This window comes from Microbacterium sp. PM5, from assembly GCF_003293595.1.
In the GTDB taxonomy this organism is placed as follows: Bacteria; Actinomycetota; Actinomycetes; order Actinomycetales; family Microbacteriaceae; genus Microbacterium.
This window is the reverse complement of record NZ_CP022162.1, coordinates 148,405-163,970: the sequence shown is the minus strand read 5'-3', so window position 1 is coordinate 163,970 and position 15,566 is coordinate 148,405. Positions and strand designations below refer to the sequence as shown.

The window sequence follows — 15,566 nt, the reverse complement described above, 5'->3', positions numbered from 1 at the left end:
TCAGGAGTCGATGCCGAGGTTCGCGTCGTCGCCCGGCATCGCCCCGACGATCGGGATGCTGCCGGTGATCACCGGAATCGAGGTCGTCATCGTCGGCACGGAAGCCGACAGCAACGTGCCGTCTTCGCGCAGGGCGTCGCCGATGTCGCTGATCGTGGGACGACCCGACAGCTCAGGCCCCTGACCGCGCAGCGGCACCGTCAGCGTCGAGTCCGGTCCGACGACGAACGTCTCGCCGCGCACCGAGAAGGAGACCGGCTCGCCGGCACCGGCATCCACGCGCAGCTGCTCCGCGGTGATCTCGATCTTCAGCGGCGTGCCCTGCCAGTGCAGGGTGAACGACAGTGACGGCCAGGCCTTGGGCAGGCGCGGATCGAAGCTCAGCTCGCCGTAGTGATCCCGCATGCCGCCGAAGCCGGCGACCAGCGCGGTCCAGACGCCGCCGGCGGAGGCCACGTGCACCCCGTCGGACGCGTTGTGGTGCAGGTCGCCGAGGTCGACGAAGATCGACTGCGAGAAGTACTCCAGAGCCAGATCCTGATACCCGACCTCGGCCGCAAGGATCGCCTGGACGACCGCCGACAGCGTCGAATCTCCCGTCGTCAGCGGGTCGTAGTACTCGAAATCGGCCAGCTTCTCCTCGTCGGTGAAGTGATTGCCCTGCAGGTACAGCGCCAGCACGACATCGGCCTGCTTGAGCACCTGGTACCGGTAGATCACGAGCGGGTGGAAGTGCAGCAGCAGCGGACGCTGCTCGGGCGGCGTGTTCTCCAGATCCCATACCTCGCGCTCGAGGAACACCTCGTCCTGAGGATGGATGCCGAGGCCCTCGCTGTACGGGATGTGCATCGCCTCCGCGGCGGCATCCCACGCGTCCGCCTCCGCCGGGTCGAACGAGAGCCGCTCCACCATCTGCGCGTAGTGCTCCGGCGCATCCTGCGCCATCTCGCGCACGACACGCGCCGCGAAACGCAGGTTGAAGCGCGCCATCACGTTCGTGAAGAGGTTGTCGTTGACGACCGTCGTGTACTCGTCGGGACCGGTGACGCCGTGGATGTGGAACACCTCGGGCTGGCCGTCCTCGGTGAAGCGCCAGAACCCGAGCGTGGCCCAGAGCCGCGCCGTCTCGACGGCGATGTCCACGCCCTCGCGGTAGAGGAACTCGTCGTCACCCGTGGCACGCACGTACTTGGCGAGCGCGAAGCTGACGTCGGCGTTGATGTGGTACTGCGCGGTGCCGGCGGCGTAGTAGGCCGACGCCTCCTCACCGCTGATCGTGCGCCACGGGAAGAGGGCCCCCGCCTCGTTGAGCTGCACGGCACGACGACGCGCGGCCGGCAGCATGAGGTAGCGCATCCGCAACGCGTTGCGAGCCCAGAGCGGGGTCGTGTACATGAGGAACGGGAGCACGTAGATCTCGGTGTCCCAGAAGTAGTGACCGCTGTACCCCGAGCCCGACACGCCCTTGGCGGGAACGCCCTGACCGTCGGCGCGGGCCGCTGCCTGCGCGAGCTGGAACAGACACCAGCGTGTCGCCTGCTGCAGGTCGTCGTGACCGCCGATGGCGACGTCGGAGCGGTCCCAGAACGCGTCCATCCAGGCCCGCTGGCGCTCGAACTGCCGAGAGACGCCCTCGGCACCCACGCGATCGAGCGCGCGGCGACCCCGATCGACGAGCTCGCGCGCGGGGACGCCGCGCGACGTGTGATAGCTGACGAGCTTCGTGACCGTCACCGGCACGCCCGCCTTCGCCTGTACGCGATAGACGTTCTTCGCGATGTCGGGTTCGATGAGCGTGCGCGAGGAGTACTCGTTCTCGGTGTCGACGATGTGGTCGGCGACGACCGCCATCGTCATCCCCGACGCGTTCACCCGGTACGACAGGGCGACGCGATCGCCGTCCTGCCAGTACTCCTCGGGGTGCAGGACGCGGTCTTCGATCTTCTCCGCCTTGCGCGGGTCGAAGCCCTTCTTCGCAGCGCCGCCGGGCGCCGATCCACCGTAGACGTCTTGCCCGTCCTGGCGGTTGACGATCTGGCAGCTGATCGTCACCGGCGCATCGCTGTTGAGCACCGTCACGGTGACGCGCATGACGGCGAGATGACGTTCCTCGAAGGAGACCATCCGCTCGAAGTCGATCACGACGTCCTTGCCGCTGGGCGTCATCCACCGGATGTGACGCGTGAGCGTGCCCGCGCGCATGTCCAACGCGCGCTCGTACTCGCGGATGTCGGCGACGTCGAACGACAGGGGCTCATCGTCGACGTAGACGCGCATGACCTTGGCGTCCGGAGCGTTGATGATCGTCTGCCCGACCTCGGCGAAGCCGTAGGCCTGCTCGGCGTGACGGATCGGGAAGATCTCGTGGAAGCCGTTGATGAACGTGCCGTGCTCGTGGGCGTGGCGGCCCTCGGGCTGATTGCCGCGCAGGCCCAGATAGCCGTTGCCGAGCGCGAACAGCGTCTCGGTGACCCCGACGTCGTCCAGGGAGAAGCGCGTCTCCACGAGGCGCCACGGGTCGATCGGAAAACGGTCGCGATCCATCCTGTCCATCCTTTCGTCGGAAGGGCCGGTCATCGGGTGACGAAAGCCGAGAGATCGTCGACGACGAGCGTCGCGCCGAGATCGAGCAGCGCCTGCGCCCCGGCGCCGCGGTCGACGCCCACGACGAGGCCGAAGCCGGCGGCCGCCGCCGACGCGACGCCGGAGTGGGCGTCTTCGACCGCGGCGCTGCGGGCGGGATCGACGCCGAGCATGCGGGCACCGGCCGCGAACATGTCGGGGGCGGGCTTGGAGCGCAGCCCCTCTCGCGCCGAGACCACCCCATCGACGACGACGGGGAAGAACTCACGGATGCCGGCGATCGTCAGCACCTCTTCGGCGTTCTTCGAGCTCGACACGACGCCGATCGGAGTCCCCGCGGCGCGCAGCTGCTCGATCAGCGCGAGAGAGCCCGGATACGGGGCGATGCCGTCGGTGCGCAGCACGCGGGCGAACACCTCGTTCTTGCGGTTGCCGATGCCGCAGACCGTGTCGGCGGTGATCGGGTCGGACGGGTCCCCCCACGGCACTTCCACGTCGCGCGAGCGCAGGAGGCTCGCGACGCCGTCGTAGCGCTGCTTTCCGTCGAGGTAGCGGAAGTAGTCGTCCTGCGTGTACGGCGGCTCGATCCCCCACGAGGTGAACAGCTCGGTGAACATCGACTGCCACGCGTGCATGTGCACGTCGGCCGTCGGCGTCAGCACGCCGTCCAGGTCGAAGAGCACGCCGTCGAGTGCGCGCAGGTCGGGAAGCTCGGGAAGCTCGGCTGTCACGGGTTCAGCGTAGTGGCCCGGTGCGCCGTGCGCGTCACGAAGCGACCACCGCGAGGGTCTGCCGCGCGATCTCCAGCTCCTCGTTGGTGGGAACGACGAGCACGGTGACGGCGGAGTCGTCGGTGGAGATGGTGCGGATGCCGCGTTCGCGGGCCTCGTTGCGCGTCGGATCGATGCGGATGCCGAGGAATCCCAGCGTTGCCATCGCCTCCGCCCGCACGAGAGGGGAGTTCTCCCCCACCCCGGCGGTGAACGAGATGACATCCACGCCGCCGAGCTGTGCGATGTAGGCGCCGATATAGGCACGCAGTCGGTGGATGTAGACGTCGAAGGCGAGCATGGCCGCCCCCGCACCCTCGGCGCGGCGCTCCTCGATGTCACGCATGTCCGACACGCCGGCCAGCCCCAGCACACCGCTGCGCTTGTTGAGGAACTCGTCCAGCTCCCCGGGGCTCATGTCCTCGCGACGGGCGAGCACGAGCAGCACCGAGGGGTCGAGGTCGCCGGAGCGGGTGCCCATGACCAGGCCTTCCAGGGGGGTGAGGCCCATTGAGGTGTCGACCGAGTGCCCACCATCGATCGCGGTGATGGAGGCGCCGTTGCCCAGGTGCAGCACGAGCTGCTTGAGCTCTCGCAGAGGCCGCTCCACATACGCCGCGGCGGCCTCGCTGACGAACTTGTGACTGGTGCCGTGGAAGCCGTAGCGGCGGATGCGGTGCTTGCGCGCGATCGTCTGGTCGATCGCATAGGTGTACGCCGCCGGCGGGAGCGTCTGGTGAAAGGCCGTGTCGAACACGGCGACGTGCGGCAGGGCAGGGAACGCGGCGCGCGCGGCGCGGACGCCCTGCAGCGCCCCGGGGTTGTGTAGGGGGGCGAGCACCGACAGCTCGTCGATGTTGATCTCGACCAGATCGTCGATCAGCGTCGGGCGGAAGAAGCGGGCGCCGCCCTGGACGACGCGGTGCCCCACCGCCGACGGCGGGGTCTCGACCAGCGACGGACCGTACTCCTCGAACGCGTCGAGCATCACGCGGAAGCCGGCGGTGTGGTCGGGGATCGGCAGTTCGCGCGAGTGATCGGCATCCCCCACCTTGTGGCGGGCCGAGCCGGTCTCCTGTCCGATGCGCTCGACGAGACCCGACGCGAGCGCCGTCTGGGACTCGACGTCGACGAGCTGATACTTGAACGACGAGGAGCCGCTGTTGATGACGAGGACGACGGTCATGCGTTGTTTCCCTGCTGCTGGTTCTGCGCCTGGATCGCGGTGATGGCGATCGTGTTGACGATGTCTTCGACCAGCGCGCCGCGCGACAGGTCGTTGATGGGCTTGTTGAGTCCCTGGAGCACCGGTCCCATGGCGATCGCACCCGCCGAGCGCTGCACCGCCTTGTACGTGTTGTTTCCGGTGTTGAGGTCGGGGAAGACGAACACGGTCGCCCGTCCCGCGACGGCGGAGTCGGGCATCTTCGCCTTGGCGACGGCAGCGTCGGCCGCGGCGTCGTACTGGATCGGGCCCTCGACGAGCAGCTCGGGCGCACGCTCGCGGACGAAGGCGGTCGCCTCGCGGACCTTGTCGACGTCCTCCCCCGACCCGGACTCCCCGGTGGAGTAGGAGAGCATCGCGATGCGCGGCTCGATGCCGAACTGACGTGCCGTGGCGGCCGACGAGATGGCGATGTCCGACAGCTGCGCGGCGGTCGGGTCGGGGATCACGGCGCAGTCACCGTAGACGAGCACGCGGTCGGCGAGCGCCATGAGGAACACACTGGAGACGACTGAGACGCCCGGGCGCGTCTTGATGATCTCGAACGCGGGTCGGATGGTGTGCGCCGTCGTGTGGGCGGCACCCGACACCATGCCGTCGGCCAGCCCCAGGTGCACCATCATCGTGCCGAAGTACGACACGTCGGTGATGGTGTCGGCCGCCTTCTCGTACGTGATGCCCTTGTGCTTGCGCAGCTCGGCGTACTCCTCGGCGAAGCGGTGCACGATCTGCGGGTCGAACGGGCTCAGCACCTGCGCGGCGCTCAGGTCGAGGCCGAGCTCCACCGCGCGACCACGCACCTCCGCCTCGTCGCCGAGGATCGTCAGGTCGGCGATGCCACGGGCGAGCACGGTGGCCGCCGCCCTCAGCACGCGGTCGTCGCCGCCTTCCGGCAGCACGATGCGCTTACGGCCGGTGCGGGCGCGCTCCAGGAGCTGGTACTCGAACATCAGCGGCGTCACGACGGTGGAGTGGGCGAGCCCGAGGGCACGCGTGAACTCGTCGGTGTCGACGTGCTGCTCGAACAGGGCCAGCGCCGTGTCGTAGCGGCGCTGCGAGCCGGCGGCGAGGCGGCCGCGGGTGCTCATGACCCGGACGGCGGTGTCGTACGTGTCCAGGTCGGTCTGGATGATCGGAAGCGGCGAGTCCAGGCCCACCATGAGGTCCTGCACGGCCGGTGGCAGCGGGAACGGACCGTTGAGGATGATGCCCGCGATCGAGGGGAAGGTGCCCGACGAGTTCGCCAGCAGCAGTCCGAGCAGCACCTCGGTGCGATCGGCCGGCACGATGACGATGGCACCCTCGGTGAGGCGCGGGAGGATGTTGTTGAGCGACATACCCGCGACGACCACGTCCAGCACTTCGCGCACGAGCAGCGCCTCGTCACCACGAAGAAGCGTGCCGCCGAGGGCGAGCATGATGTCGCGGACGGCCGGGGCGACGAGGAACACGTCTTCGGGGATGGACCACACCGCGACCTCGGCCTCACGATTGCCGTCGACCGCGGGCACGCCGCGCACGACGTCGCCGATCGCCGCGTTGATCTCGTCGAGGTGCGCGGGGTCGGCGCGGTTGGTGATGACCGCGAACAGCTCGGCGCGCTGGTGCGTGATGTCGGTGAGGGCGAGTTCGGTGAGCTGCGCCAGCTGCTGCGGCGTGCGCGGAACGCTCACCCCGAGGCGGTCGCCCTGGTCTGCCCGACCGTTGAGCACGACCAGCACGGGAGCGCCGAGGTTCGCCGCGATGCGGGCGTTGTAGCCGAGCTCGCTGGTCGAGCCGACGTCCGTGAAGTCACTGCCGACCACGACGACCGCGTCGCACTTCGCCTCGACGGCCTTGAACCGCTCGACGATGCGCGAGAGCGCGGCATCCGGGTCTCGTCGCACGTCGTCGTAGGTGACGCCCACGGCCTCCTCGTAGTCGAGGTCGACGCCGATGTGATCGAGGAGCATCTCGAGCACGTAGTCGCGTTCGTCGATCGAACGGGCGATGGCCCGGAACACGCCCACACGGGGAGTGGAACGGGTCAGTGCGTCGAGCACTCCGAGGACGATGGTCGATTTGCCGGACAGCCCCTCGGTGGAGGTGATGTAGATGCTCTGCGCCACGGGTTCCAGCCTAGGTGGGGGGCGCTGCGGCCCGGCAGGGATCTGCCGGAGAAAACCTTCCGGCGGGACGGAAGCATCGCGCGCCTCACACGCAAACCACGAAAGTCGCGCCCGCGAGGGCGAGGACTGCTGCGGCGCTCGACAGCAGCAGCACGATGCGTGTCGGTGCACGGCGAGAGGATCGCGGAGGGCGCGGCGACAGCGAGAACGCGACGCCGAATGCCAGGCACAGACCCGCGGCGAAGATGACAATCGCCCCGATGAAGGCCAATGCGCCATCTCTGGCCGTTTCCACCGCAAGCGATCCGATGTTGATGCCGATGATGGCGCACAGGACGGCGCCGATCACCCCCTGAATCTGCACGGTTCCCGGAGTCATGCGCTGGATCGCGTTGTCCCTGCTCTTCGTCATCGAAGTGAGGACATTGCCGTTCTCCATCAGGGTGCGAAACCAGTTCGCCGAAGCGGTGGGCCTGATCGCGAAGACGAGGGTGAAGCCGAGAATCGCCGACACGAAGTACAGGCCTACGCAGGCGCCGATGTGGTGCGACGCGTCGTAGGTCATGTTCGGCATCCTTCTCGGAGGTCCGCATTCATCGGCTTCGAGCACATCACCGATCGCACAACAGCAAGGTAGTCCGAAGACGACGTCCCGAACCACGCGCCATTTCACCCACAGCCGAGATCGCTGGAAGCGCCCCCGCGCGTCGATGGGACAACCACGCCGCTGCCGTGCCCCGGGCAAAAGAAAGACTCTCCGCGAACCCGGCAGAGCCTGGTTACCCTTGCTACGTTTCCGTCCTGGGGGAGTTGGCCTGGGTGCCGCCTCGCGGAGAGCTGTATGCGAGTTTACCCGACGACGGGCTCCCCCCTCGCCAGCCGGGTTAGCATCGAGCAAGCACCGCCGCTGAGACAGGGAGACGCATGCCCGACCACCCGCTCACCGCCGAATCGTTCGCTCGCGCGGCCGAGGCCATCGAATCCTCGATCACGCGCGTCATCGACGGCAAACCGGATGCCGTGCGCGCCGCGCTCGTCTGCCTCCTCGCCGAAGGACACCTCCTCATCGAGGATGTGCCCGGGGTCGGTAAGACGATGCTGGCGCGGGCGCTCGCGGCATCCGTCGACGCGAGCGTGCGTCGCATCCAGTTCACGCCCGACCTTCTCCCCGGCGACGTGACGGGGGTGAGTGTCTACAACCCCGTCGATCGCGAGTTCGAATTCAAGCCGGGTGCCGTCTTCGCTCAGATCGTCATCGCCGACGAGATCAACCGGGCCTCACCGAAGACGCAGTCGGCTCTTCTGGAGGCGATGGAGGAGCATCAGGTCACCGTTGACGGCACCAGCCACCCGCTCGCCGACCCGTTCCTCGTCGTCGCGACGCAGAACCCGCTCGAGATGGAGGGCACGTATGCCCTGCCCGAGGCGCAGCGCGACCGCTTCATGATGCGCATCTCCATGGGCTACCCGGATGCCGAGAGCGAAGTCCTGATGCTGCGTCAGCGCGAGCGCATCAACCCTCTCGACGCGCTCACTCCCGTGCTCGGCGCCGGCGACGTCAGGGACCTCATCGCCTGGGTGCGCGGTGTGCACGTCTCCCCCGCCGTCGAAGAGTACGCCGTCGGGCTGTCGCGGGCGACACGCGAGCACCCCGACCTGCGCCTCGGGGCGAGCCCCCGTGCGACCTTGCAGCTCGTGCGGGCCGCCAAGGTGCGCGCGGCTCTGGACGGACGCGAGTTCGTCATTCCGGATGACGTGGCGGCGCTCGTCGAGCCGGTGTTCGCTCATCGACTGATCGCGTCGCGTGGCACCGCGTCGGCTCGAGGCCGCTCCAGCACGGAGACGATCGGCGCCGTGCTGCGCGCGATCGTCGGCGCGGTGCGCGTGCCGCTCGCGACCCGCTGATCGAGAGCGCCCGATGCCCCGCTGGCCCCTGCTGTCTCGCCTGCCGCTGACCCTGCGCGGCCTGGGCGCACTGGTGCTCGCCGCGGCGTGCGGCGTGCTGGCCCAGCGCTTCGGCATCGCGGAGCTCGCCTACGTGGGCGCACTGTTGGCGGCAGCCGTGGTCGTCAGCGCCGCCACCCTGTACCTGCTCCCGAGCTCCGCGCGGGTGACCCGCGCCTTCTCCCCCGACGTCGCCGCCGCCGGCAGCGAGGTGCGGGTACGCCTCACCGTCGAGATCCGTTCCTCTCTGCCCACCAGCGAGGCGCGGTGGCGCGACGCCGTGCCCGACGGCGTGGTCGCGGCATCCACGGCCGGCGCCGCGCCGGACGGCGTGCTGCCGCCGACCGGGTCGGCGATCGCCGGCCCGTCGCAGGTCGAGGTCGACTACGCCGTGCGCGCCGAACGCCGTGGACTTCGCCGCGTGGGGCCCTTGGCGCTCGTGACGACCGATCCGTTCGGCTTCACACGGCGACGCCGGACGGTCGGCGACACCTCGCCGCTGGTGATCGTGCCCGAGATCGTCGATCTCGACGAGCTGCACGACCTCCCCGGCGACGCCGGGGGCAGCACCCGCAGCGTGACGGATCGGATGGGTCAGGGCGCCGACAACCTGATCCCGCGCACGTATGCACCCGGCGACTCGATGCGACGCATCCACTGGCGTGCCAGCGCTCATCGCGACGAGCTGATGGTGCGTCAGGAGGAGCAGGAGACGACCCCCGAAGCCGTCGTCGTGCTCGATCGCGGCGCGGCACGCTGGTCGCCGGCCGCGGGGCGTGCCGCGGGGGCCGACCCCGCCTTCGAGACGGCGGTCTCCGCCTGCGTCTCGACGACGGCGCGATTGGTGCGCGAAGGCTACCTCGTCACCGTGATCGACGCCGACGGCGCCGTGCTGTGCGATCCGATCGAGGGGGGCGACACGGCGGGCGTCGAGCATCTCGCCGTCGCCCTCGCCACGATCACCGCACGGCGCGATCTTCCCCTCGAGGCGCTCGCCCGATTGTTCACGGGAATCGCGGCCGGTCCCGTGATCGTCGTGACCGGTGGCCTCACGACCGCGGACGTCGTCGCGCTCGCCCCCGTGCCGCACCACAGCACCATGCCGATCCTTCTTCCCGTATCAGAGTCACGCGAGGCGCTGGCCGCCGCCGTGGACACCGGCTGGCGCGTCGGCGCGCTGACCGCGGGCGGCGACGTCGCCGCCGCCTGGAGCGACGCGCTGGCGTCACGCGAGACGCGGAGCGTGCACCATGCCGCCTCGTGAGCGCCGCCGCCGCGGAGAGCTGCGCCTCGCGGTGGCGCTGTGGCTCGGCATCCTCAGCACGCTCGTCCCCCTGACCCGCGTCGTGCAGAGCGGCTCATGGCTGTGGGGCGCGATCGCCCTTCCGTTCGCACTGCTCGCCCTCGGTTACGGGCTGCGCCGCCTGCGTCTGCCGGTGATCGTCGTCACGCTCGTCGAGCTCGCCGTGTGGACCGGGGCGGTCACCGCTGTCTTCTTCCCGGCGAACGCCCTCCTGGGCGTGATCCCGACCGGCGGGCTCGTCGAGGCGCTGCCCCGCACGATCGCTGCGGCATCCACATTCATCGCGGACGGCGTCGCTCCCCTGACGCCGACGCAGCCGTTGGTGTTCCTCATCGTCGCATCGCTGGGGCTCTTGACCGTCGCCCTCGATCACGTCGTCGTCACCGCACGGATGCCGCTGCTGGCCAGCGTCGCCCTGGTCGCCGTCTGGCTCATCCCGGCCATCGCCGTACCGGCCGGGGTGGACGTCGTGGCGTTCGTCCTGCTCGCGGCATCCGTGCTGCTGCTCATCCGCGCCGAGACCCGCACCCGCGAGACACCCAGCGCCGCCGCGTCCCCACGCGCCGTCACCGCGCGCGCCGGCGGCGTCGCGGCCGTCGCCACCTCGATCGGCGCCGTCGCGATCATCGCGGCGCTCGCGGTCGGACCCACGCTGCAAGCGTCGGTTCCCGCGGCGGGGTTCGGGACCTCCACGATGATCGATCCGTCGCTGGATCTCGGCAAAGACCTGCGGCGCCAGGACGGCGCGACGGTGCTCACCCTGCGCACCGACGGCACCAGCGTGCCCTACCTGCGCGTGGCGACGCTGTCGCTGTTCGATGGCACGGTGTGGCAGCCCGATCGCACGAGCACGGTCGATCTGAGCGCAGCGCCGCTCGAGCCCGTCGAGCTCTCGGCGGACATCGCCGTCGTACAGACCCGCACGACCGTCGCGATCAAGAACCTCGCGTCGGCGTACGCGCCCGTCCCCTACCCGGCCACCGAGGTCGACGGATTGACCGGGGCGTGGCAGTTCGCCCCGTACAACCGCACCGTCGCCGGCGCGGCCGGAGCGACGCAGGGACAGCAGTACACGGTCGTCTCCGACATCGCCCAGCCGACGCTCGAGCAGATCCGCGCCTCGTCGGCAGGAGGTGCGGGTCTGCGCATCGACGTGGACTCCATCCCGGCAGGCAGCCCGCCGATCATCGCGCGCCTCGCTCGCCAGGTCACCGCGCAGGCCGCCACCGACTACGACAAGCTCATCGCTCTGCAGGACTGGTTCCGCGGTCCGGAGTTCACGTACTCGCTCGACGCGCCGGTGCAGGACGGCTTCGACGGACAGGGCGTCGACGCCGTGGCCGCCTTCCTCCAAGCCAAGACCGGATACTGCGTGCACTTCGCGGGCGCCTTCGCCCTCATGGCTCGCAGCCTCGGCATGCCGACGCGGATCGTGGTCGGGTTCCTTCCCGGCTCGTTCACGGGCCAGGTCATCGACGGCCAGCGCGTCATCGATGTGACGGGGCGCCAACTGCACGCGTGGCCCGAGGTGTACTTCCGCGGCATCGGATGGGTCCCGTTCGAGCCGACCAAAGGCCTCGGCACCGAGACGCGGTTCGACAGCGCCGCCTCGACCGCGACCACGCCGCCGACGACCTCGGCCACTCCGGAGGCGACGACCGCTCCGACGACCGCTCCGACGGCCGACGTGAACGATCCGCAGCAGGGCGCGCAGACGGATGCCGCAGGCTCGGGCCCGACGCTGATCGATCTGCGTCCGCTGCTGAGCATCCTCGGCGCCGTCATCGTGGTCGCCGCGCTGCCGGGGGTGGCGGGGGCGGTGCGGCGGCTCATGCTGCGCCGGCGCGGAACGGTGACCGCCGCGTGGCGCCTCGTGCAGGACACCGCGATCGACGCGGGGTTGCCGGTGCCGTCGTCGCGCTCGCCACGCGCCTTCGGCGCCTTCCTCGTCAGCGCCGGGGGTGCCCCCGCGACGCCGATGTCTCAGCTCGTGGCCGCCGTCGAGCGGGCGAACTACGCGGCGGACGCGGCCGGCGCGGGCCCGGATACCGCCGCGATGAGCGCCGCTGTCGGCATCCGATCGGCCATGCTGGCGGCACTGCCCGCAGCGCGGCGCGCGCGCGTCGTGGCGCTGCCGTGGTCGCTCGTCGTGCGGCCGGGCTCCGGCCTGGCCGATCGCGACGCGCCGGCCTGAACCGGCGCGTCGCGATCAGTCATCAGCTGCGCGCGAGTGCCGGGGCCTGCTCGTCGGCGTCGTCGGCCGAGTCGTCGGCGAACGGCTCGCCGTCGCGCGGCGCGTCGTACAGCTCGCGGTCGAGGATGCCCTCGCGCTTCGCGACGATCGTGGGCACCAGGGCCTGGCCTGCGACGTTGACCGCGGTGCGGCCCATGTCGAGGATCGGGTCGATCGCGAGGAGCAGACCGACACCCTCCAGCGGCAGGCCGAGGGTGGAGAGGGTCAGCGTGAGCATGACCGTCGCGCCGGTGGTGCCGGCCGTGGCCGCCGAGCCCACGACCGAGACGAGCGCGATCAGCAGGTACGACACGATGTTCAGCTCGATGCCGAAGAACTGGGCGACGAAGATCGCGGCGATCGCCGGGTAGATCGCGGCGCAGCCGTCCATCTTGGTCGTAGCGCCCAGCGGCACCGCGAACGACGCGTACTCGCGCGGCACGCCGAGGTTGCGCTCGGTCACGCGCTGGGTCAGCGGGAGTGTGCCGATCGAGGAGCGCGAGACGAACCCGAGCTGCACGGCCGGCCAGACGCCGGAGAAGTACTGCTTGATCGACAGGCCGTGGCTCTTGACGAGGATCGGGTAGACGACGAACAGCACGAGCACGAGTCCGACGTAGACGGCCACGACGAACCAGACCAGCGTGAGCAGCTTGTCGGTGCCGTACTGCACGACCGCCGAGGCGATGAGGCCGAGCGTGCCGAGGGGCGCGATGCGGATGATCCACCAGAGCACTCGCTGCACGATCTTCAGCGACGACTGCGTGAACGCGACGAACGGCTCGGCACGCTTGCCGACCTTGAGCGCGGCGATGCCGACGGCGACCGAGACCACGATGACCTGGAGCACGTTGAATCCGACCGTCGAGGTGATCGCACCGGAGTCGCTTGCGGAGCTCGAGACGGTCAGACCCAGGACGTTCTGCGGAATGAGGCCCTTGAGGAAGTTCCACCACGTGCCGACCGTGTAGGGGGCGCCGGTCGTGAGCTGGTCGTGGGCGACGCGGTTACCGGGCTGGATCGTGATGCCCAGGACGATGCCGATGGTGACGGCGATGAGCGCCGTGATCCCGAACCACAGCAGGGTCTGACCCGCCAGCCGCGCGGCGTTGGTCACGTTGCGCAGCTGCGTGATGCTGGCGACGACCGCGAGGAAGATGAGCGGGACGACGGCAGCCTTCAGCAGCGTCACGTAGGACGAACCGATGGTCGACAGGGTCGCGGACAGGCCGTTGGGGTTGCCCGCGGCATCCGGACCGAGGTTCAGGGCGAGGATGCCGAGCAGGATGCCGGCGATCAGCGCGACCGTGATCTGGAAGCCGAACGAGCGGTAGAACGGCTTCTTCGGCTTGGGCGGACGCGCGGCGGGCGCGGTGGTGCTGGTGGAACTCATGAGGGGGGATATCTCCTGTTTCGGCGGATGCCGGGTGGAACTTCGCAGGGTGTCGACGTTACGTCGCGGCCGGTGCACTCGCGAGTCACGATGACGCACGATGACGCGGGTGAGACGCGAACGCGGACCGCCCGTCACTCCAACGGCGGCGATGACCGGCGCATTCCCGGCGGTCGGGATTCGTTTCCCGCCCCCTCGAGCCGCAGCCGGTCAGCTCAGGCTGGCGATGAGTTCCTGCACCCGGCCCTTGATGTCGTCACGCACCCCGCGGACGACCTCGACGGGCTGGCCCGCCGGGTCGGTCAGCTGCCAATCCTCGTAGCGCTTTCCGGGGAAGATGGGGCATGCATCCCCGCATCCCATCGTGATGACGACGTCGGCCTTGCGCACGGCGTCCGTGGTCAGAATCTGCGGGGTGGCCGAGGACAGGTCGATGCCTTCTTCGGCCATCACGGCCACGGCTGCCGGGTTGACCGCGTTGCCCGGCTCGCTGCCGGCCGAGAACACATCGATGCGGTCGCCGGCGAGCGCACGGAGGTATCCGGCGGCCATCTGAGAGCGGCCGGCGTTGTGCACGCAGACGAAGAGGACGGCGGGCTTGGTGGAGTCGGTCATGGCATTCCTCGTTCGGGTGTCAGGAGAGGGCGGGCGCGGTCGGGATGATCGAGACGGGCTGAGGCGGCGGTGCGCAGCAGGCGCCGCCACGCGAAGCGCCCGAGGCGTCGAAGAGCCCGGCACCGCCGCACACGCCAGTATCGGGCAAGACCAGCTCGACACGCCGTGCGGCCTCGTGATCGCCCGCCACTTCGGCCACGACGCTGCGCACCTGCTCGTACCCGGTGAGCGCGAGAAAGGTCGGCGCGCGGCCGTACGACTTCGCGCCGACGATGAAGAAACCCGGTTCGGGGTGGGCGAGGTCGGCGGCGCCGGTGGCGGCGACCGAGCCGCACGAGTGCACGTTCGGGTCAACCTCGGCGGCGATGCGAACGGGAGCCTGCAAGGTGGAGTCGAGCTCCAGACGCAGCGCCGACAGGAACGACAAGTCGGGGCGGAACCCGGTGAGCACGACGGCCCTGTCGGCAGCGAGGTGACGACCGTCCTCCGCCACGAGGACCACGCCATCACCGGCATCCGTGACGCGTTCCACGCGGAACCCCGTCACGAGCGAGACGAGACCGGCATCCACGAACTCCTTCGCCCGGATGCCGAGGGCTCCGCGCGCGGGCAGCTCGTCTGCTTCACCCCCGCCGAACGCCTTCCGCGCGCTCGCACGACGCAGCGCCCAGGTCACCGTCGTGGACGGGTCGCGGCGCGCCAATCGTGCCAGGGCCAAGACCGCGGTGAGGGCGGAATGCCCGGAACCGACGACGACGGTGTGTCTGCCCTCGAACCCGGAGCGATCTCGGAAATCAGGGATGCGGTAGCTGAGCCGGTCGGCCGCCGCGCGCTCGCCGAGAGCCGGCAGACCGTCCGCACCCGCGGGGTTGGGGGTCTCCCACGTACCGGAGGCGTCGATGACGGCGCGTGCCGCGAGGCGGTAGTCGTCGCCGCCGGTCGGTCGGACGTGCACCGTGAAGGGCTGATCGCCGCGACCGGCATCGACGAGGCGGTCGCGTCCCGACCGCGAGACGCCGACGACGCGCGCGCCGTAACGAACACGATCGCCGAGTGCGTCGGCCAGCGGTGCGAGATAGCGACCGATCCACTGCGCGCCGGTGGGGTAGCCGCTCGGCGGCGGTGTCCAGCCCGTCGCGTCAAGGAGGCGAGCGCTGGCGGCATCGACGAGCTCGGACCAGTCGGAGAACAGGCGCACATGGCCCCACTCGGCCACCGCAGCGGCCGGAGTGTCTCCCGCTTCGAGCACGACGACCGGCATCCGGCGTTCGATCAGGTGAGCGGCGGCGGCGAGCCCCTGGGGGCCGGCGCCGATCACGACGACGGGCAGTGCGTCATCCACCGGAGTCCTCCTTCGTATCGACATCTGTCGATGGGTCAAGATTCCGGCAT

Annotated in this window: 11 protein-coding genes and 1 other RNA gene; 3 read left to right on the top strand and 9 right to left on the bottom strand. The window is 70.0% G+C overall.

Annotated features, from left to right (window positions below; translation table 11 throughout):
• The 6 genes from CEP17_RS00790 to ffs form a co-directional block, all read right to left on the bottom strand.
• The gene (locus CEP17_RS00790) at window positions 1–2,544 is read right to left on the bottom strand and encodes a glycosyl hydrolase family 65 protein (protein WP_112930899.1); all 2,544 of its coding nucleotides are present in this window, start codon (window positions 2,542–2,544) and stop codon (window positions 1–3) included.
• A 29-nt stretch (window positions 2,545–2,573) separates the two neighbouring features.
• Window positions 2,574–3,314 carry an HAD-IA family hydrolase gene (locus tag CEP17_RS00785; RefSeq protein ID WP_112930898.1) on the bottom strand — a complete coding sequence of 247 codons (741 nt, stop codon included), beginning with the start codon at window positions 3,312–3,314 and terminating at the stop codon, window positions 2,574–2,576.
• Window positions 3,315–3,348: 34 nt separating this feature from the next.
• Complete coding sequence (locus tag CEP17_RS00780) at window positions 3,349–4,539, bottom strand: acetate kinase (protein WP_036315461.1); 1,191 nt, start codon at window positions 4,537–4,539, stop codon at window positions 3,349–3,351.
• The gene (gene pta / locus CEP17_RS00775; protein ID WP_039411671.1) at window positions 4,536–6,686 is read right to left on the bottom strand and encodes a phosphate acetyltransferase; all 2,151 of its coding nucleotides are present in this window, start codon (window positions 6,684–6,686) and stop codon (window positions 4,536–4,538) included. Before pta ends, CEP17_RS00780 begins: the two co-directional genes overlap by 4 nt.
• An 85-nt stretch (window positions 6,687–6,771) precedes the next feature.
• Window positions 6,772–7,251 carry a hypothetical protein gene (locus tag CEP17_RS00770; RefSeq protein ID WP_112930897.1) on the bottom strand — a complete coding sequence of 160 codons (480 nt, stop codon included), beginning with the start codon at window positions 7,249–7,251 and terminating at the stop codon, window positions 6,772–6,774.
• Between the two features lie 180 nt (window positions 7,252–7,431).
• An RNA gene (gene ffs / locus CEP17_RS00765) (signal recognition particle sRNA small type) lies at window positions 7,432–7,528 on the bottom strand.
• Window positions 7,529–7,610: 82 nt separating this feature from the next.
• Between ffs and CEP17_RS00760 the strand changes: the two genes are divergently transcribed.
• Genes CEP17_RS00760 through CEP17_RS00750 form a run of 3 tightly spaced genes read left to right on the top strand, consistent with a single transcriptional unit; the run spans window position 7,611 to window position 12,127 of the window.
• The gene (locus CEP17_RS00760; protein ID WP_112930896.1) at window positions 7,611–8,591 is read left to right on the top strand and encodes a MoxR family ATPase; all 981 of its coding nucleotides are present in this window, start codon (window positions 7,611–7,613) and stop codon (window positions 8,589–8,591) included.
• A gap of 13 nt (window positions 8,592–8,604) precedes the next feature.
• The gene (locus tag CEP17_RS00755) at window positions 8,605–9,894 is read left to right on the top strand and encodes a DUF58 domain-containing protein (protein WP_112930895.1); all 1,290 of its coding nucleotides are present in this window, start codon (window positions 8,605–8,607) and stop codon (window positions 9,892–9,894) included.
• Window positions 9,881–12,127 carry a DUF3488 and transglutaminase-like domain-containing protein gene (locus CEP17_RS00750; protein WP_112930894.1) on the top strand — a complete coding sequence of 749 codons (2,247 nt, stop codon included), beginning with the start codon at window positions 9,881–9,883 and terminating at the stop codon, window positions 12,125–12,127. Before CEP17_RS00755 ends, CEP17_RS00750 begins: the two co-directional genes overlap by 14 nt.
• Before the next feature lie 22 nt (window positions 12,128–12,149).
• Here the strand turns inward: CEP17_RS00750 and CEP17_RS00745 are convergent, their stop codons facing one another.
• The 3 genes from CEP17_RS00745 to CEP17_RS00735 all read right to left on the bottom strand — a co-directional run bounded on the left by CEP17_RS00745 (window position 12,150) and on the right by CEP17_RS00735 (window position 15,516).
• Window positions 12,150–13,559 (bottom strand): dicarboxylate/amino acid:cation symporter, encoded by a 1,410-nt coding sequence (locus CEP17_RS00745; RefSeq protein WP_036286241.1) that lies wholly within the window; start codon window positions 13,557–13,559, stop codon window positions 12,150–12,152.
• A gap of 210 nt (window positions 13,560–13,769) precedes the next feature.
• Window positions 13,770–14,174 carry an arsenate reductase ArsC gene (locus CEP17_RS00740; protein ID WP_112930893.1) on the bottom strand — a complete coding sequence of 135 codons (405 nt, stop codon included), beginning with the start codon at window positions 14,172–14,174 and terminating at the stop codon, window positions 13,770–13,772.
• Between the two features lie 19 nt (window positions 14,175–14,193).
• A complete protein-coding gene (locus CEP17_RS00735) occupies window positions 14,194–15,516 on the bottom strand; it encodes an FAD-dependent oxidoreductase (RefSeq protein WP_112930892.1) in 1,323 nt (440 codons plus the stop codon).
• Window positions 15,517–15,566 lie beyond the last annotated feature (50 nt).